Raw genomic sequence first — 21344 nt, 5'->3', positions numbered from 1 at the left:
CTGCATCGCGATGAGCCGCACATCCCCCCACCAGCCACTCCAAAAGCCTGAGTTGAGCCGCCGCGGTCTCCTGAGGGCCACCGGCGGTCTCACCGCCGCACTCGCCGTCGGCACCGGTGCCGACGCCCTGACCGGTGGTACCGCGGACGCCGCACCGGCGACCTTCACCCACCCCGGAATGCTGCACGCCTACGGAGAGCTCAACCGCGCCAAGGTACGGGTCGCCGCGGGCGACGACCCGTGGCTCCCCGGCTGGAACCGCCTGACCGCCAACGGCCACTCGGCCGGCACCTGGACCCCCACCCCGCAGGCCACCATCATCCGCGGCGGCACCGGCGAGAACTACGGCATCCTCTACAACGACATCCACGCCGCCTACCAGAACGCCCTGCGCTGGAAGATCGCGGGGACCGCCGCCAACGGCGACACGGCCGTCAAGATCCTCAACGCCTGGTCGGCCAAGCTCACCACCGTCACCGGCAACGCCGACCGGTTCCTGGCCGCCGGGATCTACGGCTACCAGTTCGCGAACGCCGCCGAACTCATGCGTGGCTACGCCGGGTTCGACCTCGCGCGGTTCAAGACGATGATGCTCGACGTCTTCTACCCGCTCAACAACGACTTCCTGCTCAACCACAACACCGCCTGCATCACCAACTACTGGGCCAACTGGGATCTGTGCAACATGAACTCGATCCTGGCCATCGGCATCCTCTGCGACGACGCGGCCAAGTACGACCAGGCGGTGAACTACTTCAAGAACGGCGCGGGCAACGGATCCATCTCTCACGCCATCCCGTTCGTCTACGACAGCCAGGGCCTGGCCCAGTACCAGGAGAGCGGCCGGGACCAGGGCCACACCATGATGGGCATGGGTCAGCTCGGCGCCTTCTGCGAGATGGCCTGGTCCCAGGGCGACGACCTGTACGGCTACAGCAACGACCGGATCATGAAGTGTGCCCAGTACGTCGCCAAGTACAACCTCGGCCAGGACGTGCCCTACGCGACGTACACGTGGGGCACGGGCCAGAGCTGCGCCCAGCAGTCGCAGACCGTGATCTCGTCCGCGAGCCGCGGCGAGATCCGGCCGGTCTGGGACATCCTGTACTACCACTACGCGCGCCGCCGCGGGCTCTCCGTCCCGTATATCCAGGCCATGGCGGAGAGCGTCCGCCCCGAGGGCGGCGGCGGGGACTACGGCCCGAACAGCGGAGGCTTCGACCAGCTCGGCTTCGGCACGTTGATGTACGCCAAATAGGGACGTCCGGAAGTCCGCCCGTCAGGGACGTCCGCAGGAATGGCCGGAGGTGATGTGATGCTCTGATGTGAACCGTTCGCGAGGGGCGAGGAACTGGTGGTCGGATGGCGGTGGACGCGGTGCGGCAGACGGATCCGGTGGTCACCACCCGGTACGGAGCGGTGCGCGACCGGTACGAGGACGGGATCGCCGTTTTCCGCGGCATCCCTTACGCGGACCCGCCGTTCGGCCCCGTCGCTTCCGCTACCGGTGCCGTCCGAACCCCGGGACGGGGTGCGCGACGCGGGCGCCTTCGGAGCAACACGGCCCAAGCCGTCGTGCTCCGAGACGTTCGCGGGGCTCCTGGGGCCTGTCCGGTCGATCACGGCGGAGACGCGGGGTGTGGCAGGCACATCTGCGGCGTTGTCGTCGGTCAACGACGCTCCGCGTCGCCTCCCTCCTCCGCCTTGCAGCTGCACGCACCACACCCCGCTCACCGGCATCGACGAGGCGCCGCTGCTTCCCTCCACCGTGATCGACCGGACAGGCCCTAGCCGACCCCGTGGTGCCTGGCGACGACTGTCTGAACGTGAACATGTGGACACCGGCGCACGGCCCCGGCGCCCTGCTTCCCGTCATGGTGTGGATCCACGGCGGCGCTCTGACCAACTGGCCGCCCTGGAGTGGGTGCGCGCGTCGTTCGCGCGGTTCGGCGGCGACCCGGACCGGGTGATCGTATTCGCCGAGTTGGCCGGAGCCATCAGCATCGGGGCGCTGATGGCCAGTCCGCGCGCCCAGGGGCTGTTCCCCCAGGCCGTACTGCAGAGCGGGCCGCCCGAGGCGAGCGAGCGCGACAAGGTGCGGCGCATGGTGCGCAGGATGGCCACCCGGCTGAGGATCCCGGCGACGGCGCAGGCGTTCGCCGCCGTCGACCGCGCCCTGCTCCTGCGCAACCAGGCCGACGTGGGCAGACTCAGCACCCCGATCCTCGGCGTCCCCGCCTTCGGCATCGTTGTCGACGGCGACCTCGTCCCGCGTGACCCGCTTCAGGGGCCGAGGGCGCCGCGCCTGGCGTCGGTCTGCTCCTGGGCTGGACCAGCGAGGAGTACCGGCTGTGGCTGGTCCCATGTGGTCTCCTGGAACGCGTCGACCGGATCGGTCCGGTCGCCCTGGCCCGCTGCCACTGCAGTCGGCCGACTGGTCACCGACCACCTCCTGCGGGTGCCACCGCACCGGCTGGCCACTGCCCGCCCACCACAAACCCCTCCGTACGTCTACGAGTTCGCTTGGCCGTCAAATGTGCCGGACCTGGGCGCCTGCCACGCCCAGGAGCTCGGCTTCGTCTTCGACACCGCCGACGTGCCGGAGTCGGCGAAGCTCGCGGGGGAGGGCGCTCCGCAGGAACTCGCCGAAGCGATGCACGCCGCCTGGGTGCGGTTCGCGGCCGAGGGCGACCCGGGCTGGCAGGCCTCTGAGGCCTCGGGCCCGGTCTGGGTCTTCGGTACCGGCGAAGCGCACACCGTCCACGGGCCATGTGACCGTGAACTCACCCTGCAAGACGTGGAGTTGGCTGCGCGGCTCAGCTCTCCGGAATCCACACCCGCAGCGCGCCCCTCTGCCGGTTCGCCCACGTGCCGCAACCGGTTTCTATCGGCGGGCCCCACCCGCTGGCCCCGCCACAGAGTCGCGCACCACTACATGTGTCCCCAGGAGAAGGTGTTCGTTCGGGGCATCCGGCGTGCGGCCCAGGGCGGTGCGGACAGCCAGGCGGCCCAGTTCCTCGTAGGGGACGTGGACCGTCGTCAGCGGGGGGTGGAGGTCGCGGGCGAAGGGGATGTCGTCGTAGCCGACGAGGGAGACGTCGGCCGGGACGCGCAGACCCGCCTCGTGCAGGGCGGTCAGGGCGCCAGAGGCGACCATGTCGGTGGAGGCCATCACCGCCGTGAAGTCCAGGTCCTGCTCCAGCGCCCGGCGCATCAGGCGGTGGCCCGAGTCGCGGGTGAAGTCGCCGGTCGGACGCAGCGCCGGGTCGGGTTCGAGGCCGCGTGCCCGGTGAGCGGCGAGGTAACCGCGCTCGCGGCCCAGGGCCGTGGTGCTGTCCGGCTTGCCCCCGAGAAACAGGACCCGCCGGTGACCCTGGGCGAGGACGTGCGCGCACAGGGCGTAGGCTCCGCCCTCGTTGTCGTACTCGATGACCGTCACCGGCGTGCCAGGGTCCAGCGGTGGCCGCCCGCACAGGACGAGCCGTGACCCGGCCGACGCGAGGGAGTCGGCGATGCGGGCCATCCGCGCACGGTACTCCGCGGTGTCCGTGGCACCGCCGACCAGGATCACCGCGGCGGCCCGCTGGGCGCGCATCATCTCGATGAACTCCAGCTCGTGTTCGGCATCGCCGTCCGTGCTGCACACCAAGCACAGATGGCCGAGCCGGGTCGCCTCGCGCTCCACGCCGTGCGCCATGTGCGCGAACGACGGCCCGGTGATGTCCTCGAGGACGAACGCGAGCGTCGGTGTGCCGGCCCCGGCGATCGCCTTGGCGCGGGCGTCGGCCACATAGTCCAGCTCACGGACCGCCCGCATCACCCGGGTACGCGTCGCCGTGCTCACCGGGTAATCGCCGCCGAGCACCCGCGACACCGTCGACGCGGACACCCCCGCGCGGGCCGCTACGTCCCGGATCGTGCGCCGGCTCCCGGCGTCCGTGATGCTCTTCCTCGTCATGCCGGCTCCCTTCGTCCGCCCCGGGCGGCGACTTCTCCGTCGCCCGGGGCCTGCCCGCCCCTCGGGAAGTGCGGCAACACTGAAGGCAACCGGTTCCCGAGCGGGAGGCTAGCAGTGGGAACGGAGCGCGGCGAGCGGCGGGGAATGCGACCCCGTCGACGCCTACGTCGGTGTCCCCGCCTCCGGCTCCGCCGAAGTCCATCGTCGCCCGCAGGGCGGCGAGTACTTCGTCCCGCCCGGAGACCCCGGTCGAAGCGTCGAACACCTCCGGCGGGTGGGAGAGCTCGCTCGAGGGGGCCTCCGCGATCGGCTGGCGGGTACTTCGAATGGTTCCCGGGCGTGCCCGTGCACCGCTCGACGGATCTCGTCCACTGGGATCCGGCCGACCACATCCTGGATCGCACCGACCCCCTCGACCTGCGGGGCGTCCCGGACTCGGCGGACGTGTGGGCCCCCTCGCTCTCGTACCACGAGGGCCGGTTCTGACTTGGCTACATCATCGTGCGGACCGTTGGGCAGCCCTACAACAGATCAGGATGCGGCCGATGTGACGTCAGGCGGCTTCCCCCAGTGTCTCCTTGGGCTTCTCCGGGTTCTGACGGACTGTCGTCCGTCGAGGGGTCGTCAACAGTGTCGTGCCCAACAGCAGCCCCAGCGCGGGCAGTACGGGGAACCGGCCGTCGGGTGCGAAGCCCCGGGTGGCGAAGCGGGTCAGGGCGGTGACGCTCGCCGCGAGGCCGAGCCAGGTCAGCCACAGGCGGGGCGAGTCGGGATCCGGGCGAGTCCGTTCGTAGAGGAGGGCCGGCCCGCGCTCCAGGGGACGCAGCGCCCGCACGACACCGGTCAGGACGACGCCGAGCACGAGGAGCCACGGCAACCGGAGTCCCCACCAGGCCACGGACCCGAGCGTGGGTTCGGGCGCGAGGCCGGTCAGATAGAACGCGGCGGCGACGATCAGCACCGGCAGCATGTGCCACAAATACAGCGTCATGCTGGCACCGCCCACGGGGCGCACCGCCCGCCACACCCGCTCGCGGTCCAGCAGCCGTCGTACCGCGGGCGCGGCCAGCAGGCACAGACCGACCTGGGCCACCGCCCACGCCAGCATCGCCGCCGACGGCGGATCGGTGTTGCTGGGGGTCTGCCCGGTCACCAGGATCAGACTGACCGGGAACGGCCCGAGGGTGATCAGCGCGGTGAAGGCCAGTCCGCCGCCCGCCGCCAGCGCGGCCGGGAGCGGCCGGCGCTCCGTCAGCAGGCCGTCCCGCCAGCAGAAACCCAGTTGGTAGGCCACGCCCCAGACGAGCACGTAGTCGAGCAGTCCGACGTACGGCGTGTGCACCGTCACCACCAGGGTGTCGGCCACGAGGGCGACCGCGCCCATCGCCACCGGGACGAGGAGCCCCCAGCGCCGGTGCGCCGCGTGCAGCGGCGGGGTCAGTGCGCTGAGCAGCAGATACACCGGAAGGAACCAGAACTGCATCGCCATCGCCCAGCCCACCAGCTCAAGGGTGTTCGGGTCCACGCCGACCGTCGAGCAGATCCCTACGGCGGACAGCACAAGACAGCTGTACACGGCGGCCGGAAGCAGCAGCCGCAGCGCCCGCGCTCCGACCCACCCGGCGGCCGTACCGCCCGCCGCCCGGGCCCGTGTCCAACTGCCGCCCGCCGCATGGCCCCCGGCGAGGAAGAACAGCGGCATGATCTGAAACCCCAGCGTCAGCCACTGGGTCCAGGGCACGGTCGCCAGCAGCTCCGGCGCGCGGATCTCTCCGTCCGGCTCCCGGACCAGGGCGGTGATCAGCCAGTGGCCGAGCACCACCAGGCCGATCGCCCACGCACGCAGGAAGTCGACATAGCGGTCTCTGCTCATGGGCTGTCATGCTGCCGCAGTGCCGCCGCCCGCCGCCGTGGGAAGTCCGGGCCGCAACCAATTCGTGCCCGGTACGACATCCCCCGCAGGTAGGAGCCCGACAGGGATGCGGTCAAGGGCTGGTCATGAAGGCGGGGACCGGGGCGGCGGAGACGTAGTCTTGCCACGGTTTGACGGGACACCTCGTTCGATGAGGCGTCCGCACGTGCGTGGACCGGGAGGAGGCGTGATGGACAGTAGTCCGGGCCATAGTCGGCCCCTGCCCGCGTTGTCCGCGTTGTCCTCGTTCTTCTCGCCGTCCTTCCGCGGCCCGGGACAGCCCCTCCCCGCCCCGTCCGGCTGACGCGGTACCCCGCGGTCCGCGCCGTGTCCGCTGTCGGCCGTACCCGCCCGGCCCGTGCCCAGCGGGACGTCGTGGTGTGTGCGTGCGGTCCGACGCCGCCGGTCACCGGGGGAGTGCCGTCCCGTGCCGCCCTGCCGCCCCGCCATGCCGGGGCCAGGGGGTGTTCACCTTGGCCGCCAACACTCGGCTCATGTCCACCACGGCCCGCCTGCGCGACCGCAGAGTCCATCTGGAACGCCGCGCCACCGCCTCCAGGGCGGTCCGCGCCTCCCTCGTCTCGCTGGCCGGGCTGATCGGCGCCCCGGTCACCCACCAGGCCGGCGAGGAGGTCGGCCGCGTCGTGGACGTGGTCGCCCGGCTCTACGGACCCGAGCCGTACCCGCCGGTCACCGGCCTGATCATCCGTATCGGCCGACGGCGGGCGTTCCTGCCCGCGGACGCGCTGGAGAAGGTGCACGCCGGTCATGTGCGGCTGCGGTCCGCGCGCGTGGACCTGCGCGACTTCGCCCGCCGCCCCGGTGAGGTGCTGCTCGCCCGGGACGTACTGGACCACCAACTCGTCGACGTGGACGGCGTGCAGGTCACCCGGGCCGCCGACCTGTACCTCGCACCGCTCGTCGACAAGGTGGTGCTGGTCGGTGTGGACGTCTCCCTGCCGACCCTGCTGCGGCGGCTGGGCCCGCGCCGCTGGCAGGCCAGGCCGACCCCGGAACGGGTGCTGGACTGGCAGTCCGTGGCGCCGTTCGCCGAGCAGGCCACCGACGGCCCCGCCGAGGTACGGCTGCGCGCCTCCCGCTCCGCGTTGCACCGGCTGCGCCCGGCCGACCTCGCCGACATCCTCGAGGACCTCGGCCGCAGCGAGCGCCAGCAACTGCTGGGCTGGCTGGAGCCGGAGCAGGCCGCCGACGCCCTGGAGGAGATGGAACCGGCCGAGCTGGAGAACCTGCTGCGCGAGGCCCGCCCCGAGCACGCCGCCCGGCTGGTGGACGAGATGGAACCGGACGAGGCCGCCGACGCCCTGCGCGACCTCACCCCCGACGAACGCGAGACCCTGCTCACGCGCATGCCCACCGCCGAGGCGGCCGAGCTGCGGAGACTGCTGACCCACCGTGAGGGCACCGCGGGCGGCGCGATGACGACCGTGCTGATCACCACGACGAAGGACCGGACCATCGCCCAGGTACGGGCGGCTCTGGCCGCCGAGGCCGAGCACCGTACCGAGATCGACGCGGTCGCGGTGCTCGACGACGACGGCCGCCTGATCGGCGACATCTCCCTGTTCGACGTGGCGGTGGCCGACGACACCGCCACGGTGGCCGATCTGGTGGTCTGGCTGGCCCAGTTCGGGCCGCCCGCCGTCGTACGCCCCGACACCCGCCTGGCCGAGGCCGCCGACCAGCTCGTCGCCGCCCGCGCCTCCTCGCTCCTCGTCGTGGACGACGCCGAGCGCCCGCTCGGCCGGATCCTGGCCGACGACATCCTCGACGCCGTGCTGCCCGAGCGCGGCCGGCTGCACTTCCGGAGGTTCCTGCAGTGACCCGCGAACTCGATGCCGCCGCCCCCGTCGAGGCAGTCGTCCCCGTCGATGCCGCCGCCCCCGTCGAGGCGGTCACCAGGTCCCCCGTCGGCCGCAAGGGCCTGCGGCGCCTGGCCGTTGTCGCGACGGTCGCGGGGCCCGGTCTGGTCGCCGCGAACGCGGGCAACGACGCCGCCGGCATCGCCACGTACGCCTCCGCGGGCGCCCAGTTCGCCTACGGCACGCTGTTCTTCATGGTGTTGGTGACCGTCGCCCTGGTCATGGTCCAGGAGATGGCGGTACGGCTCGGCGCGTACACCGGCAAGGGCCTCGGCGCGCTGATCCGCGAACAGTTCAGCCTGCGCCTCACCGCGCTCGCCGTGTGCTGTCTGCTGCTGGCCAACACCGGTCTGGTCGTGAGCGAGTTCGCGGGCATCGGCGCCGCCTTCGAACTCCTCGGCGTCCCCAAGTGGGCCGTCATCCCCCCGGCCGCCATCCTGCTGTGGTCGCTCGTCCTGTTCGGCTCCTACCGCTGGGCCGAACGTATCTTCCTGATCATGTCGCTGGCCTTCTTCACCTACCCCGTCGCGATGATCCTCGGCCACCCGCACTGGGGCCAGGTCGGCTCCCACCTGGTGCTTCCCCACATGGCGGGCAGCAAGGCCTTCATCCTGCTCGCGGTCGCGCTGATCGGCACCACCGTCAGCCCCTACATGCAGTTCTACGCCGCCGCGGGTGTCGTGGACCGCGGCGCCAAGCCCGAGGACTACCCCCTGATCCGGGCCGACGCGATCCTCGGCGCGGTCTTCGCCTGCGTCATCAGCCTGACCATCATCATCGCCACCGCCTCGGCCATCGGCGGCACCGGACCGCTCACCTCCGCCGCCGAGGCCGCCAAGGCCCTCGAACCGGTCGCGGGACAGAGCGCCGAACTGCTCTTCGCCCTCGGCCTGATCGGCGCCTCGGCCCTCGCCGGAGCCGTGGTCCCGCTGTCCGCGAGCTACGCGGTCGGCGAGGCCGCGGGCGTGGAGCGCTCGGTCTCCCGCAGCTTCCGTGACGCCCCGCTGTTCCTGGGACTGTTCACCGCCCAGATCGCCCTCGGCGCCACCGTCGCCCTCACCCCCGTCAACGTCATCCAGCTGCTGATCGGCACCCAGGTCCTCCAGGGCCTGATCAGCCCCGTCGTCCTCGTCTACCTGCTGGTCCTCACCAACCGCCGCTCCCTGCTCGGCCCCGCGGCCAACAGCCCGCGCTACCGCGTCGCCGCCACCACCGTGGTCGTCGGTGTGGCCGCCATGTCCACCGTCCTCCTCGTCCAGACCGTCCTGGGCTGGTTCGGCCTCGCCTGATCACCCGTGGCCTGCCGGGGAATGGGCGGAGGCGGTGTGATGCTCTGCTGTGGAAGGAAACGACGCGCCGGGTGAGGAGCTGGTGGGCGGATGGCAGTGGACGCGGTGGACTCGGTTCCACAGACGCACGACCCGGTGGTCACCACTCCCTACGGAGCGGTGCGCGGCCGGTACGAGGACGGGATCGCCGTGTTCCGTGGCATCCCCTACGCGGCCCCGCCGTTCGGCGCCCGCCGCTTCCGGCCACCCGTCCCGCCCGAGCCCTGGGACGGTGTGCGCGACGCGGGGGAGTTCGGGCCGACGCCGCCCAAGCCGCCCTACTCCGAGGCGTTCGCACGACTCCTCGCCGACCCCGTGGTCCCCGGCGACGACTGCCTCAACCTGAACGTCTGGACACCGGAACCCGGCCCCGGCGCCCGGCTGCCCGTCATGGTGTGGATCCACGGCGGCGCCCTGACCCGCGGCTCGTCGGCCGTGCCCGTCTACGACGGCCACGCCTTCGCCCGGGACGGTGTCGTCCTCGTCTCGATCAACTACCGGCTGGGTGTGGAGGGTTACGGCCTCTTCCCGGACGCGCCGCCCAACGCCGGGCTGCGCGACCAGCTCGCCGCGCTGGAGTGGGTACGGGAGTCGATCGCGCGGTTCGGCGGCGACCCGGACCGGGTGACCGTGTTCGGTGAGTCGGCCGGGGCCATCAGCATCGGGGCGCTGCTGGCCAGTCCGCGCGCCCGGGGGCTGTTCCGGCGGGCCGTCCTGCAGAGCGGACCGCCGGAGGCGAGCGAGCGCGACAAGGTGCGGCGCATGGTGCGCAGGATGGCCACCCGGCTGAAGGTCCCGGCGACGGCGCGGGCGTTCGCCGCCGTGGACCGCGCGCTGCTGCTGCGCACCCAGGCCGACGTGGCCAGGCTCAGCAGCCCGGTCCTCGGCGGGCCGGCCTTCGGGATCGTCGTCGACGGCGACCTCGTCCCGCGCGACCCGATGGAGGCGCTTGTCGCAGGCGGCGCGGGCGGCGCGCCCGACGTCGAACTGCTGCTGGGGTGGACCAGCGAGGAGTACCGGCTGTGGCTGGCCCCGGGAGGTCTGCTGGAGCGTGTCGACCGGCTCGGTCCCGTCGCCCTGGCCGGCGCCATGGCCCGCTGCCGCTGCGGCCACGAGGTGCTCCGCGGCTATCGCGCGATCCACCCGGAGGCGGGCACCGCGGACCTCGTCGGGCAGATGGTCACCGACCATCTGCTGCGGGTGCCGCTGCACCGGCTCGCCGACGCCCGTCCACCGCGGACACCCGCCTACGTCTACGAGTTCACCTGGCCCTCCAACGTGCCCGGCCTCGGTGCCTGCCACGCCCTGGAACTCGGCTTCGTCTTCGACACCGTGAAGGTGCCCCAGGCGGCGCAGCTCGCGGGCCCGGGCGCCCCGCAGGAACTGGCCGACGCGATGCACGCTGCGTGGGTGCGGTTCGCGGTCGAGGGTGACCCGGGCTGGCATGCCTGGGACGCCTCGCACCCGGTCCGGATCTTCGGCGCGGGCGCACCGCACACCGTACTCGGACCACGCGACCGTGAACTGGCGCTGTGGGACGCCGAGTCGGGGAGGCCCGGTGCGCCGCTCAGCTCCCCGGAGTCCACCCCTTCGTCACGCCCGCGCCGACCCCGCCGGGTCATGGCCGTCAGGCCGAGCTCGTGGCCACCTCTTCCGCCGAGAGCCGGGGGCGCGCGATCACGGCCTTGAGACGCGCGGCGGCCGGGACCGGGTCGGCGGGCCGCCGCGTGTGCCAGTCGGTGACCGCCTGATACGCGGCGGCGACCTCCAGCAGCCGGTCCTCCTCGTAGGGCTGCCCGCCGAGGATCGCCCCCACCGGCACCCCGCCCGCGTCGAAGCCGATGGGGAACGCGATCTCGGGCAGCCCCAGGATGTCGAAGGGGACGGGGCCGGTCTGCAGGAGCACGTCGCAGCGGTTCATGACCCCGTCCAGGACCTCCCGCAGCAGATGGTTCTTGGCGCGCTGGGCAGTGATCCACTCGTCGCCCGAGAGCATCAGCCCCTGGAGCCAACTCAGCAGCGAGACACCGAACTTGGCCGGGTCCTCGCGCAGCCAGTGCCGGAACGGCTCGGTGCGCTCGGCGAGCCGGGCCGCGTTGAAGGTGCCGGTCAGGAGGGTCCAGTCGGCGGGGTAGGCGATGTCGACGAGGGTGACACCGGGCATGGCGTCCAGCTGGTTCAGGAGGGCGGTGCGCAGCTCCTTCTGCGCGGTCAGGAAGTCCGACGGCACCCCGATCCGGGTGGCCCGGCGCATCCGCGGGGCCCCGCCGCGCGAGAGAACGGGCGTGGCGGCCCGTACGAGATCGGGCACGGCCGGAAGTCCCAGCGTGCGCGGGTCCTTCGCGTCGGGACCGGCCATGACCTGGAGCATGAGCGCCGCGTCCATGGCGTCGCGGGCGAGCGGGCCCGAGTGGTCGCGGGTGAAGGACAGCGGGATGACGCCGTGGATGGACACCCGGCCCATGGTCGGCTTCAGACCGGTCAGGTTCTGTTGGTTGGAGGGCAGCACGATGGAGCCGCCGGTCTGGGTGCCGATCGAGGACGCCGCCATGCGCCCGGCGACCGAACAGGCCGGCCCGGTCGAGGAACCGCCCGGGTCGACGCCCGGGTCCCCGGGCGTCCACGCGTTGACCGTGGTCACCGTCCCGTTCGGCTTCGTCGCCCGGGTGGTGGCCAGCGGGCCCATCTGCCCCTTGCCGAGCACGATCCCGCCGGCCGCCTTCAGCCGGGCCACGGCCGTCGCGTCCTCGTCCGGCACGAAGTCCTCGAAGATGGAGGAGTTGCAGCGCGTCGGCACGCCTCGGGTGAAGTAGTTGTCCTTGATGCAGAGCGGTATCCCGCGCAGTACGCCCCGGGCGCCCTGCCCCCGGTCCGCCTTGCGCGCCGCCGAGAGCGCCGCGTCCGCGGTCACCTCCGCGTACGCCTGATACGTCCCGTCGTACCGCTCGATCCGGTCGAGGTAGGCCTCGGTGAGGGACGTCGAGGTCAGCTTCCCGCGCCGCATGAGCACGACGGCCTCGGTGAGTGTGGCCTCGGTGGGGTCGTCGAGGGCCGCCTCGCGTACGCGGATGTCGGGGACACGGGGTGTCGTGGAGGCCTGCGCCGCGGTGGCCGTCCGCAAGGCGACCCCGCTCGCCACGGCCGTCGAACTCGCCAGGAACACCCGGCGGTTGAGGGATCTGCTCATCGGGCGTCCGCCTTCCCCGTCCAGGCCTCCGTGATGGAGGGGTAGATGAGGGGCGGCGAGGCCTGCTGCGCGTACGCGGGGCCCTCGGCGGGCGGTGCCCAACCGGAGATCGCGCCGGGGGTGGAGGCCACGAACGACCGCAGGTTGGCCAGTACCTGGTCCCGTGTGGGCACCCCCGTCGCCGCGTCGAACACCTCGGGCAGCAGGGAGAGGTCGAACCCCGCGAGCGCCAGGCGGGTCCGTACGTAGGCGTCCAGTTGCTCGGTGGTGGGCTCGCTCAAGAGGGCCTCCATGATCGGCTGACGAGTACGGGGACTCCATCACCCGTCTGTGAAGCCCTCGTTGAGCGCGTGCTTCGCCGGAGTTACTGCACGGGCGTCAGCACCTGATCACCGCACAGGTGTCGGCACCCGCTCACCGCACCGGCGTCAGCGCCCGGGTGATCCCCGTGATCGCTCCCGGTCCCACCCGGCAGCACCCCCCGATCAGCCGCGCCCCGCCCCGCCGCCAGCCGGTCACCTGCTCGGCGGTGAAGGTCGAGAGCCCGTTCCAGGCCCGCGCCTCGGCGTCCCAGACCTCGCCGCTGTTCGGGTACACCACCACCGGCTTCCCGGTCACCCGCGCCGCCGTCTCCACCGCGCCGTCCACATCCTCGGGGGCGCAGCAGTTCACGCCGACCGCGATGATCTCGTCCGTGTCGGCGGCCAGGGCGAAGGCCTCCTCCAGGGGCTGCCCGGCCCGCGTACGGTCCCCGGCGACGGTGTACGACAGCCACGCCGGTACGGCCAGCCCGCGCACCGCCCGCAGCAGCGCCTCGGCCTCGTCGGCGTCGGGCACGGTCTCCAGGGCCAGTACGTCGGGCGCGGCGGCGGCCAGCACCTCCAGGCGGGGGCGGTGGAACCGCTCCAGTTCGGCGATGCTCAGCCCGTACCGGCCCCGGTACTCCGAACCGTCCGCGAGCATCGCCCCGTACGGGCCGACCGAAGCGGCCACCCACAGCGGCCGGGTCGTACCCTTCGCGTGCGCGCGGCGGGCCGCCTCCCGCGCCAGCTCCACGCTGAGGCCGAGGAGTTCGGCCGCCCGCCCGTGCGGGATGCCGCGCTTCGCGAAGCCCTCGAAGGTGGCCTGGTAGCTGGAGGTGATCGCCACGTCCGCGCCCGCCTCGAAGTACGCGAGGTGCGCCTCGGTGATCGCCTCGGGCCGCTCGGCAAGCAGACGGGCCGACCACAGCTCGTCGCTCAGGTCGTGCCCGGCCGACTCCAGCTGGTTGGACATGCCGCCGTCCAGGACGACCGTTCCGTCGGCGAGGGCGCCGGCGAGGGAGGGGGAGGAAGCGCTGCGGGAGGTGTCGCTGGTCATGTCACGACGCTAGTCGATGGGGACGGCCGCGCCCCGTTATGTCCGCCTGATGAGCAGAGCGACCACGATGCGGAGCACGAGAGCCGGGCCTGTCCGGCCGGACAGGCCCTAGCCTGGGGGCATGCGTGAAGTCGATCAACTCGACACCGAAGGCGGTGAGATCCTCCGCGCCGAAGTGCGGGAGATCCTCGGGGCCCCGGCGGACCGGGCCGTTTTCGAACCCCTCGTCCACAACCTCAAGAACGGCGTCACCGGTGGCGTGTGGCGGGTCACCGTCGATGATCGTTCCGTCGTCCTGAAGGTGCTCACCCGGGGCAAGGACACCGGCGGCGCCTGGGACGCGTCCGACGACCCGAGGCACTGGAACTTCTGGCGCCGCGAGGCCCATGCGTACGAGTCCGGGCTTGCCCGGAGCTGGCAGCCGTGGGGCATCACCGCCCCCCGGCTGCTCGCCTCCGTCGACCGCCCGGACGGCGACGTGACACTCTGGCTGGAGGACGTGCGGGGGGAGTCCGGCAGGACGTGGTCGGTCGCCCGCCATGCCGAGCACGCGCGGCGTCTGGGCGCCGCGCACGGAGCGGCACTCATGGACGGCGCCGACGGCACCCATGGCGTCGCCCCGGGCTGGGACCGGCCCTGGCTCTCCCGTCGCTTCCTCCGCGACTACATCTCCGCGCAGACCGTCGGCCAGGAGCTGCTGGACGACGACACGGCGTGGGCTGAGTCTGATCAGCTGCCCCCGGGCGCAGGACATACCCGCCGGGGGAATCGAGACGCTCTGTCTGTCCGGCCTGGACTGGAAGGACCTGTCCCGCCTGGCCGGCCACACGAGCCTCCGCGAACTCGACATCCGGGGCCTGTCCGAGCTGCGGGACCTCGGCGCGCTGACGGGACTGTCCGAACTCACGGAGATCAACCTGGGCCACTGCCGCGACCTGGAGGACTGCCGCCCTCTGCTCGACATGCCGTCCCTGAAGCACGTCACCATGCCCTACCGCATGTGGTACAGCGAGTACCACGGAGATCCCGACCCCGTCATGACGGAACTCGCGGAACGCGGGGTGACCGTCGTCCACCCATGACTCACCGGGAGGCCGCGTGCCGCCGTCCGCCGCGGCGCCGTGACCGCTCCCGCCGGACGATCGGCACGGCGAGCGTGGCCAGAAGCGGTGCGAGCAGCAGCGGCCACCACGAGTTCGCGTTCTCGCTGTCGCCGACGGCGGTGGAGTTCTTCACGGACGGGAGCCCGGACGTGGCAGGGGACGGCGCCGCCACGGTCCGATGGTTCGACACTGCCTTCAGAGTGACGTCGTTGCCGTCGCCCCCGCGATAACTGATCCGGTACGTCGCGTCGGCGAGCGCGAGCGTGGCGCCCTCGCGCAGGCCGGAGAAGGTGCCGGTCGTCCTCGCCCGGCCGGTGTGGTCGAGCACCCTGATCTCGCGGGCGGGGTCGGTCCCGGCGGCCGACAGATCGAGGTCCCCGGCCAGCCGGACCGCGCCCGTCACCCTCAGGGGCCGATCGCGCAGGACCAGCGTGCCCTTCGCGCCCTGGGTGTAGTCGCCGGTCACCGTGAGGGCGCCCGCGACCTCGCCGTCGTTGACGACCGCACCCCGTACCGTGCCCTTGCCGCTGAGGGACGTGGACACCCGAAGTCCCGTCGTCCGCACGTCCAGCCGCGCGTCGGCCGAGGTGAGCCGGATCGCCTTGCTGTGCGCGAGCGTGGCGCCGGAGGCGAGGGCGAGCGTGCCCTTGGTGACCGTTGTCGGGCCCGTGTACGACACCTCGCCGCCCGTCAGGGTCGTCGTCGCGGCGCCGGACTGGGTGAGCCCGCCGATGCCGCCGAGACGGGCCAGTGACAGGGGAGTTGCGGTGTTGCGGACGATCAGCGTGCCGTTGTCGACGATCCGTCTGCGCTCGGTGCCGGCCAGGAGAGAGCCGTCACCGCCCCGCGCGCCCGAGCCCAGCCGCAGCACGGCGCCCTTCTCGATGGTCGTCGACCCGTCGTAGTACTGCTGTGCCGCGAAGGTCACGTCGTTGCCGCGTGTCCCCTTGATCACGACGTCCCCGGCGCCGGGCGCGGCGAGTGTGTCGTGGTACCGGCCGCCGCCGATGGGCGCGCCCAGGGTGACGGGACCGTCGTAGGCGAAGGTCAGCCGGGACCGGACGCCGCTCGCCATGTGCAGGTTGATGTAGACGGTGTCCTTCGTCCCCGGCATGAAGATCTTGTGGGTGGTCCCGTCGCCCCACTGGACGTCCGCGCCCTCGATATTGGTGCCGCGCTTGTTCAACTGGTGAGGAACGGGGCGCCAGTTGAGGCCAGGGTCGCTCAACGACGGGTCGTTGTCGCCGCCCTGGTCGCTGTAGCCGTACTGGCCGGTGAGTACGACCTTGCTGCCTGGCCGCGAGTGGACGTTGACGTCGCTGCCGTACGCCCGCTGGTAGAAGTTCTGGCGCAGGGTGATCGTCTGGTACAGCGGGGTGTCGATGATCCAGGAGCCCTGGTTGAGGACGGCGCGGGCGTTCGGGAGCGCCACCGGGTACTCGGGGCGGCCCACCGCCATGCCGGTGCCGTTGTCGATCACTCCGGAGAAGGGGTGGGTGCCGGCCAGGTCGAGGGTGCCCCACATGTTGCGCGGCTGGGTGACCAGGCCCGAGCCGCTGATGGTGCCGATGTTGAAGGTGCGGGTGAGGGAGAGGCGCAGGGTGCCGTCGACACGCACGTTGAGCTGGTTCAGCTGGTAGCCGGGCGTGTTGTAGGGGAAGTGGCCGATCAGACCGGTGCCGCCGCCGGTGCCGTACTGGAGGGTGGTGCCCCGCTCGACGGTGATCGCGGGCGGGTCGGGGTTGCTCACGGTGGTGTACGGGTGGTTGCCGCCCTGGGTGGTCACCTTCTGCCGCTGCCGGGCCGCCGGGAGCGTGAAGTCGCTGTCCTTGTTGAGGATCAGCGTGCCGCCGCCGCGCACGGTGAGGGTGCCCTGGCCGCGGAACACCCCGTCGTACGTCATGGTGCCGGACGGCACGGTGACCACCGTGTCGCCGGTGAGCGTGACGTCCCGGTCCGCGAGGACGTCGGCGGTGGCGTCACGGCCGCCGGCTGGAGCGCCCCGGAGGCGAACGGCGCCAACAGAGGGAGGCGCGGTGACCAGGAAGGCGACGGTCGCGAGGGCGCCAACGGCGGCTGCTGTCTTGCGGGAATGGCTGCGCACGTCATCGGAGACGCGCGCGGACGGCGGCGATAACAGAAATCCCGCGTCCATCTTTGTCCCGCGCGACCCGTTGACCTTCCCGTAACACACCCTTACCTTTTCGACGTTCGTAATGACAGATGACGTACGAGATCTCGAACCCCCGCCTGTTTCCTGCCCTGTCCCCCCACCTTCGAGAGGCGTCAGATGAGACGTGTGTACGCAATCCTTGTCGCCCTGTGCTGTGCCCTCGCCGCGGCACTGGTGACCGCCGGACCGGCCCAGGCAGCCGCCCAGACCATCACCAACGGCACCCAGTTCACCGACACTTCGGGCAACGCCGTGCACGCGCACGGCGGTGGGGTCATCAAGGTCGGCAGCTACTACTACTGGTTCGGCGAGGACCGCAACGCCGACAACACCTTCCGGTACGTGGACGCCTACCGTTCCACGGACCTGAAGAACTGGGAGTTCCGTAACCACGTCCTGACCCAGTCCAGCGCCTCCGAGCTGGGCACCGCCTACATCGAGCGGCCCAAGGTCATGTACAACGCGTCCACCGGCAAGTTCGTCATGTGGATGCACAAGGAGAACGGCGTCGACTACAGCGAGGCGCGCGCCGCCGTCGCCGTCTCGGACACGGTCGACGGGAACTACGCCTACCAGGGCAGCTTCCAGCCGCTCGGCCAGTACATGTCCCGTGACATCACGACCTTCGTCGACACGGACGGCACCGGCTACATGGTGTCGGCGGCCCGCGAGAACTACGACCTCCAGATCTACAAGCTCACCGCCGACTACACGGGCATCGACAGCCTGGTCGCCAACCCGTGGGTGGGCGGCCACCGCGAGGCACCGGCGCTGTTCAAGCGCAACGGCGTCTACTTCATGCTGACCTCGGCAGCCACGGGCTGGAACGCTAACCAGCAGCAGTACGCCACCGCGACCAGCATCGCCGGTCCCTGGACCGCGATGGCCAACGTCGGCGACTCGACGACGTACAACTCGCAGACCGCGTACGTCCTTCCGGTGCAGGGGACTTCGGGCACCTCGTACCTCTACATGGGCGACCGCTGGGGCAACTCCTTCGGCGGCACCGTCAATGACTCGCGCTACGTCTGGCTGCCGTTGACCTTCCCGACCTCCACCTCGATGTCCATGTCCTGGTACCCGGAGGTCTCGGTCGACACCGCCGCCGGCACGGTCAACGGGACGAGCGCCACGTACAACACCCTCGTCGGCCGGTCCAGCGCCAAGTGCGCGGACGTTCCCAGCCAGTCGCTGTGGCAGGGTGTCGCGATCAGCCAGTACACCTGCAACAGCGGCACCAACCAGAAGTGGTGGTTCAAGGACCTGGGTACCGGCTACTACGAACTCATGGGCCGGGGCAGCTCCCTGTGCCTCCAGGAGAACTCCGCCACTGTCACCCAGGAGAACTGCACCGGCACCACCGCCCAGCAGTGGAGCCTGACCACGTCCGGCAGTTATGTGCTCGTCAAGGCCCGGGCGAGCGGCGAGTGCCTGGACGTGTCCGGCGCGTCCACCGCCAACTCCGCCGCGATCATCACGTACACCTGCAACGGAGGTACCAACCAGCAGTGGACGCGCGGAACATGACGTCAGGTCAGTAGGTCGACGGCGTCGACGGAGGTGCCGGCGCTGAGGAAGGACGTCGACCCCGAACCGCTCGCCACGTAGATCTTCAGCGTGTTGTACGCACTCGTGTCCGTCAGCCAGGCGGACGCGGGAACGCTGTAGCTGAACGTGTAGTTGTTGCCCCGGTACGAGCCCACGGTCAGCGACCGGGTGCTCGGCTGGGTGGGTGGCGAGGGGACGGCCGAGGTCCAGGTGTCGTTGACCACGATCTGCGGGCGGCCGTTCGCGTAGGCCGTGGTCACGCCGATGCGCAGGGTGTGCGCGGCGGTGGCCTGGGCGGCGGTCAGCTTGAAGTACACGATGATGCCGCTGTTGACGTCCTTCCACAGGTAGCAGGGGAACGCCGAGGTCTCGCTGCCGCTGCCGCTGCCGACGACGACGTTGCCGGTCCAGGACGCGGCCCGTACGTCCGACGGATGCGCGTACGTCATCAGGTCCGCGTTCTTGAACCCGCCCGGCGTGCCGTCCCAGTTGCCGATCCGCCAGATCGCGCTCGCGTTGGACGGGTCGTTGGAGGAGGGGATCGCGATGCTGTTCAGCGTCGTGGTCCCGCCCGCCGTGACCGTCACCGACGTGGTGTACACGGCGAGTTCGCCCTTGAAGACCGTGAGGGTGTACGACCCCGGCAGCGCGCCCGCGATCGAGAAGTAGCCGTCCGAGGCCCGCGCCGAACCCCAGTACTGTGCGGCCGAGTTGGCGAGCCCGACCGTGTACGCGTATGCCGTGTCGCGCCCCGAGATGCCCACGCCCGCGACCCGGCCCCGGCCGCTCGCGGCCGTGTACCCGGAGATGCCGAGCGAGTCCGCCCAGGAGGTGGTGAGATTCCCCGCGTACAGCGAGGAGGAGGGCGCGCCGCCGTCCGTGAAGGCGATGACGTACGGACCCTGGAGGCCGAAGCGCTCCGACTCGGTCTGGTTCTCGCCGTAGTACAGGATCTCGTACAGCCCGCCGCCGTCCGCGCTCTGGTGCCGCAGCAGGGAGCGGTAGAACGGGCCGCCGGAGGCCCTTTCGTGGTTGCTGCGCACGATCCACAGGCCGACGCTTCCGGTGGTCCAGCCGATGTAGGTGTAGTCGATGACGCGGAGCTTCGAGTAGTGCTTCGAGCGGGTCTGGCCGTCGGACTTCGCGAAGACGTCCGCGGACTCGATGGTGGTGGGCGCGTACGTGTAGGAGTCCGGCTCGTCGTTGAGGAACAGGCCTGCCTTGACGCGCACGATGTAACGGGTCGCGCTGACCGACGTGTCGGCCTTGTTGGTCCACAGATAGACGTTGTTCTCGCCGCTGCGGGCCGCGTAGTAGTGCTTGAGCGTGCCGTACGCGACGGAGACGAGGATCGTCGAACCGGACTGAGCGATGGTCACGGTGGAGGTGCCCAGGCCGGACTCGACGTGCGAGTTCTTGCCGCCGTAGCCCTGGTACTCGGTGCCGCGGTAGACGAGCGAGGTCAGGTCGCCGTTGGTCTTGCTGACCTTGAAGACGAGGTTCGCGCCGGTGTCGATGACGTAGTTCGAGCCGTCGTCCGTGTAGCCGAAGCTCGCGGCGGCGGCCGTCCGGGTGAGGGCCGTCGCGCTCACGGCCGCCGCGGTCGTGCCGAGGACGAAGGTGCGGCGTCCGAGGGATCTGTCGGTGGATCCGGACATGGGGGTGCCTCCTTCGGAGGTGGGGGTGTGCGGGTGTCCGGAAGACTGACAGTTGAATCGATTTCGCGAAAGGGCTTACGCCGCTTGGGAGTTGGCAATCATGTGAAAACGCGTCGAGTACTAGAAAGCGCTTGCGGAGAGCGATACGGTCCTGCCGCCAGGTCTTGTCGTCCTGTTGGAGGAGCCGCAATGAGACGTTTCATCGCCGCCGGAGTGGCCGCGCTGGCCGCTGCCACCGCGCTGTCGGCCACACCGGCGCAGGCGCACGGAGGGTCCCGCGCCCTCGGCCTGGAGAACTGCACCGCGACCGCCTGCCACTTCGACGTCGCGCCCGGCACGTACGACGTGCGCGTACGGCTCGGCGGGGAGGCCGCGGCGAGCACGAGCGTCAGCGGTGAGACGCGCCGCGCGCTGCTGCCCGAGACCGCCACGGCGGCCGGGAAGCCCGTGCCCCGCAGCTTCACGGTGAACGTCCGCACCCCCGAGGGCGAGCCGACCGGCCCCGACGGCACCCCCGGCCTGGACCTGGTGCTCGGCGGCTCCGCGCCCGCGCTCGCCGACATCAAGGTGACCCCGGCCGTCCCGCACACCCGTCAGATCTTCCTGGTCGGCGACTCCACGGTCTGCGACCAGCCCGGCGACCCCTACTCCGGCTGGGGCCAGCAGCTGCCCCAGTACCTCCGCAAGGGCGTCTCGGTCGCCAACTACGCGGATTCCGGGGAGAGTACGGTCACCTACCTCGAGAACCCCGCGCTCTTCCCGACCGTCCAGCCGGTCATCCGGCGCCACGACCTGGTCCTCATCCAGCTCGCCCACAACGACAAGACGACGGACGAGCCGACGTACCGCGCGAACCTGGAGACCCTGGTCGCCGGGGTCCGCGCGCGGGGCGGCGACCCGGTCCTGGTCACCCCCATCGTCCGCCGCTGGTTCAACGCGGACGGCACCCTGAACAACGACACCGCGCTGCTGGTCAACGGCCTCGGTGTGAACCACCCGGCCGTCATCCGCTCGGTCGCCGCCGCCGAGCACGTGCCCCTCATCGACCTGACGGCCAGGACCAAGGCCCTCGTCGAGTCGTTGGGCGTCGAGGGCTCCAAGGCCATCTACCTCTACAACGAGAAGCGGGACAACACGCACACCTCCGTGCACGGCGCCACGGTCTACGCCGGCCTCGTCCGCGACGAACTCCTCGCCCAGCATCTGGTGCCAGAGCGCCAGGTGAGGGTGGGATGAAC

The 21344-nt window shown here is 71.3% G+C and carries 15 protein-coding genes and 2 pseudogenes; 10 read left to right on the top strand and 7 right to left on the bottom strand.

Annotated features, from left to right (window positions below; genetic code table 11):
- Positions 1-10: 10 nt before the first annotated feature.
- From SMIR_RS06745 to SMIR_RS06740, 3 genes and pseudogenes are all read left to right on the top strand, one after another.
- Positions 11-1258 (top strand): alginate lyase family protein, encoded by a 1248-nt coding sequence (locus SMIR_RS06745; RefSeq protein WP_168496847.1) that lies wholly within the window; start codon positions 11-13, stop codon positions 1256-1258.
- Between the two features lie 104 nt (positions 1259-1362).
- A pseudogene (locus SMIR_RS44875) lies at positions 1363-1594 on the top strand (carboxylesterase family protein); the annotation flags it as partial.
- A gap of 195 nt (positions 1595-1789) precedes the next feature.
- Positions 1790-2869: pseudogene (locus SMIR_RS06740) on the top strand (carboxylesterase family protein); the annotation flags it as partial.
- 15 nt (positions 2870-2884) lie between these two features.
- Here SMIR_RS06740 and SMIR_RS06735 read toward each other — a convergent pair.
- Positions 2885-3958 (bottom strand): LacI family DNA-binding transcriptional regulator, encoded by a 1074-nt coding sequence (locus SMIR_RS06735; RefSeq protein ID WP_168496849.1) that lies wholly within the window; start codon positions 3956-3958, stop codon positions 2885-2887.
- A gap of 144 nt (positions 3959-4102) precedes the next feature.
- Here SMIR_RS06735 and SMIR_RS44270 point away from each other — a divergent pair, with 144 nt between their 5' ends.
- Positions 4103-4444: a family 43 glycosylhydrolase gene (locus SMIR_RS44270; protein ID WP_282190398.1), complete on the top strand. Its 342-nt coding sequence runs from the start codon at positions 4103-4105 to the stop codon at positions 4442-4444.
- Positions 4445-4511: 67 nt separating this feature from the next.
- Here the strand turns inward: SMIR_RS44270 and SMIR_RS06725 are convergent, their stop codons facing one another.
- Positions 4512-5831 (bottom strand): acyltransferase family protein, encoded by a 1320-nt coding sequence (locus tag SMIR_RS06725; RefSeq protein ID WP_168496851.1) that lies wholly within the window; start codon positions 5829-5831, stop codon positions 4512-4514.
- 533 nt (positions 5832-6364) lie between these two features.
- On the opposite strand from SMIR_RS06725, the gene SMIR_RS06720 reads away from it, so the two are divergent.
- The 3 genes from SMIR_RS06720 to SMIR_RS06710 all read left to right on the top strand — a co-directional run bounded on the left by SMIR_RS06720 (position 6365) and on the right by SMIR_RS06710 (position 10767).
- Positions 6365-7711 carry a magnesium transporter MgtE N-terminal domain-containing protein gene (locus SMIR_RS06720; RefSeq protein ID WP_168496853.1) on the top strand — a complete coding sequence of 449 codons (1347 nt, stop codon included), beginning with the start codon at positions 6365-6367 and terminating at the stop codon, positions 7709-7711.
- The gene (locus SMIR_RS06715; protein ID WP_249938390.1) at positions 7708-9039 is read left to right on the top strand and encodes an NRAMP family divalent metal transporter; all 1332 of its coding nucleotides are present in this window, start codon (positions 7708-7710) and stop codon (positions 9037-9039) included. The genes SMIR_RS06720 and SMIR_RS06715 overlap by 4 nt, the downstream gene beginning before the upstream one ends.
- Before the next feature lie 90 nt (positions 9040-9129).
- Entirely contained in the window at positions 9130-10767 is a 1638-nt protein-coding gene (locus tag SMIR_RS06710) for a carboxylesterase/lipase family protein (protein WP_212726752.1), read from the top strand.
- Here the strand turns inward: SMIR_RS06710 and SMIR_RS06705 are convergent.
- The 3 genes from SMIR_RS06705 to mmuM form a co-directional block, all read right to left on the bottom strand.
- The gene (locus tag SMIR_RS06705; RefSeq protein WP_168496855.1) at positions 10706-12265 is read right to left on the bottom strand and encodes an amidase; all 1560 of its coding nucleotides are present in this window, start codon (positions 12263-12265) and stop codon (positions 10706-10708) included. The two genes, SMIR_RS06710 and SMIR_RS06705, sit on opposite strands and share 62 nt — an antisense overlap.
- Positions 12262-12546 (bottom strand): hypothetical protein, encoded by a 285-nt coding sequence (locus SMIR_RS06700; RefSeq protein WP_133257668.1) that lies wholly within the window; start codon positions 12544-12546, stop codon positions 12262-12264. The genes SMIR_RS06705 and SMIR_RS06700 overlap by 4 nt, the downstream gene beginning before the upstream one ends.
- A gap of 133 nt (positions 12547-12679) precedes the next feature.
- Positions 12680-13624, bottom strand: a complete 945-nt coding sequence (mmuM, locus tag SMIR_RS06695) for a homocysteine S-methyltransferase (protein WP_212726751.1) — start codon at positions 13622-13624, stop codon at positions 12680-12682.
- A gap of 539 nt (positions 13625-14163) precedes the next feature.
- Here mmuM and SMIR_RS06690 point away from each other — a divergent pair.
- Positions 14164-14706, top strand: a complete 543-nt coding sequence (locus SMIR_RS06690; RefSeq protein WP_168496857.1) for a leucine-rich repeat domain-containing protein — start codon at positions 14164-14166, stop codon at positions 14704-14706.
- A gap of 1 nt (position 14707) precedes the next feature.
- On the opposite strand, the gene SMIR_RS06685 is transcribed toward SMIR_RS06690, so the two are convergent.
- Positions 14708-16831, bottom strand: a complete 2124-nt coding sequence (locus SMIR_RS06685; RefSeq protein ID WP_212726750.1) for an autotransporter-associated beta strand repeat-containing protein — start codon at positions 16829-16831, stop codon at positions 14708-14710.
- 186 nt (positions 16832-17017) lie between these two features.
- Here SMIR_RS06685 and SMIR_RS06680 point away from each other — a divergent pair, with 186 nt between their 5' ends.
- Entirely contained in the window at positions 17018-18427 is a 1410-nt protein-coding gene (locus SMIR_RS06680; protein WP_168496859.1) for an RICIN domain-containing protein, read from the top strand.
- Between the two features lie 2 nt (positions 18428-18429).
- Here the strand turns inward: SMIR_RS06680 and SMIR_RS06675 are convergent, their stop codons facing one another.
- A complete protein-coding gene (locus SMIR_RS06675) occupies positions 18430-20106 on the bottom strand; it encodes a rhamnogalacturonan lyase B N-terminal domain-containing protein (protein ID WP_168496860.1) in 1677 nt (558 codons plus the stop codon).
- Positions 20107-20295: 189 nt separating this feature from the next.
- On the opposite strand from SMIR_RS06675, the gene SMIR_RS06670 reads away from it, so the two are divergent.
- Complete coding sequence (locus SMIR_RS06670; protein WP_212726749.1) at positions 20296-21342, top strand: rhamnogalacturonan acetylesterase; 1047 nt, start codon at positions 20296-20298, stop codon at positions 21340-21342.
- The last annotated feature ends 2 nt before the right edge of the window (positions 21343-21344 follow it).

Source organism: Streptomyces mirabilis (genome assembly GCF_018310535.1).
Lineage (GTDB): Bacteria > Actinomycetota > Actinomycetes > Streptomycetales > Streptomycetaceae > Streptomyces.
The sequence above is the reverse complement of the archived record's forward strand: the minus strand, read 5'-3'. Positions and strand labels throughout refer to the sequence as shown.

Coding starts and splice junctions, on each gene's coding strand:
- SMIR_RS06710 (WP_212726752.1), top strand. CDS start 9,130: ATGGCAGTGGACGCGGTGGACTCGGTTCCACAGACGCACGACCCGGTG.
- SMIR_RS06705 (WP_168496855.1), bottom strand. CDS start 12,265: ATGAGCAGATCCCTCAACCGCCGGGTGTTCCTGGCGAGTTCGACGGCC.
- SMIR_RS06670 (WP_212726749.1), top strand. CDS start 20,296: ATGAGACGTTTCATCGCCGCCGGAGTGGCCGCGCTGGCCGCTGCCACC.
- SMIR_RS06725 (WP_168496851.1), bottom strand. CDS start 5,831: ATGAGCAGAGACCGCTATGTCGACTTCCTGCGTGCGTGGGCGATCGGC.
- SMIR_RS44270 (WP_282190398.1), top strand. CDS start 4,103: ATGCGACCCCGTCGACGCCTACGTCGGTGTCCCCGCCTCCGGCTCCGC.
- SMIR_RS06745 (WP_168496847.1), top strand. CDS start 11: ATGAGCCGCACATCCCCCCACCAGCCACTCCAAAAGCCTGAGTTGAGC.
- SMIR_RS06680 (WP_168496859.1), top strand. CDS start 17,018: ATGAGACGTGTGTACGCAATCCTTGTCGCCCTGTGCTGTGCCCTCGCC.
- SMIR_RS06675 (WP_168496860.1), bottom strand. CDS start 20,106: ATGTCCGGATCCACCGACAGATCCCTCGGACGCCGCACCTTCGTCCTC.
- mmuM (WP_212726751.1), bottom strand. CDS start 13,624: ATGACCAGCGACACCTCCCGCAGCGCTTCCTCCCCCTCCCTCGCCGGC.
- SMIR_RS06720 (WP_168496853.1), top strand. CDS start 6,365: ATGTCCACCACGGCCCGCCTGCGCGACCGCAGAGTCCATCTGGAACGC.
- SMIR_RS06735 (WP_168496849.1), bottom strand. CDS start 3,958: ATGACGAGGAAGAGCATCACGGACGCCGGGAGCCGGCGCACGATCCGG.
- SMIR_RS06690 (WP_168496857.1), top strand. CDS start 14,164: ATGCCGAGCACGCGCGGCGTCTGGGCGCCGCGCACGGAGCGGCACTCA.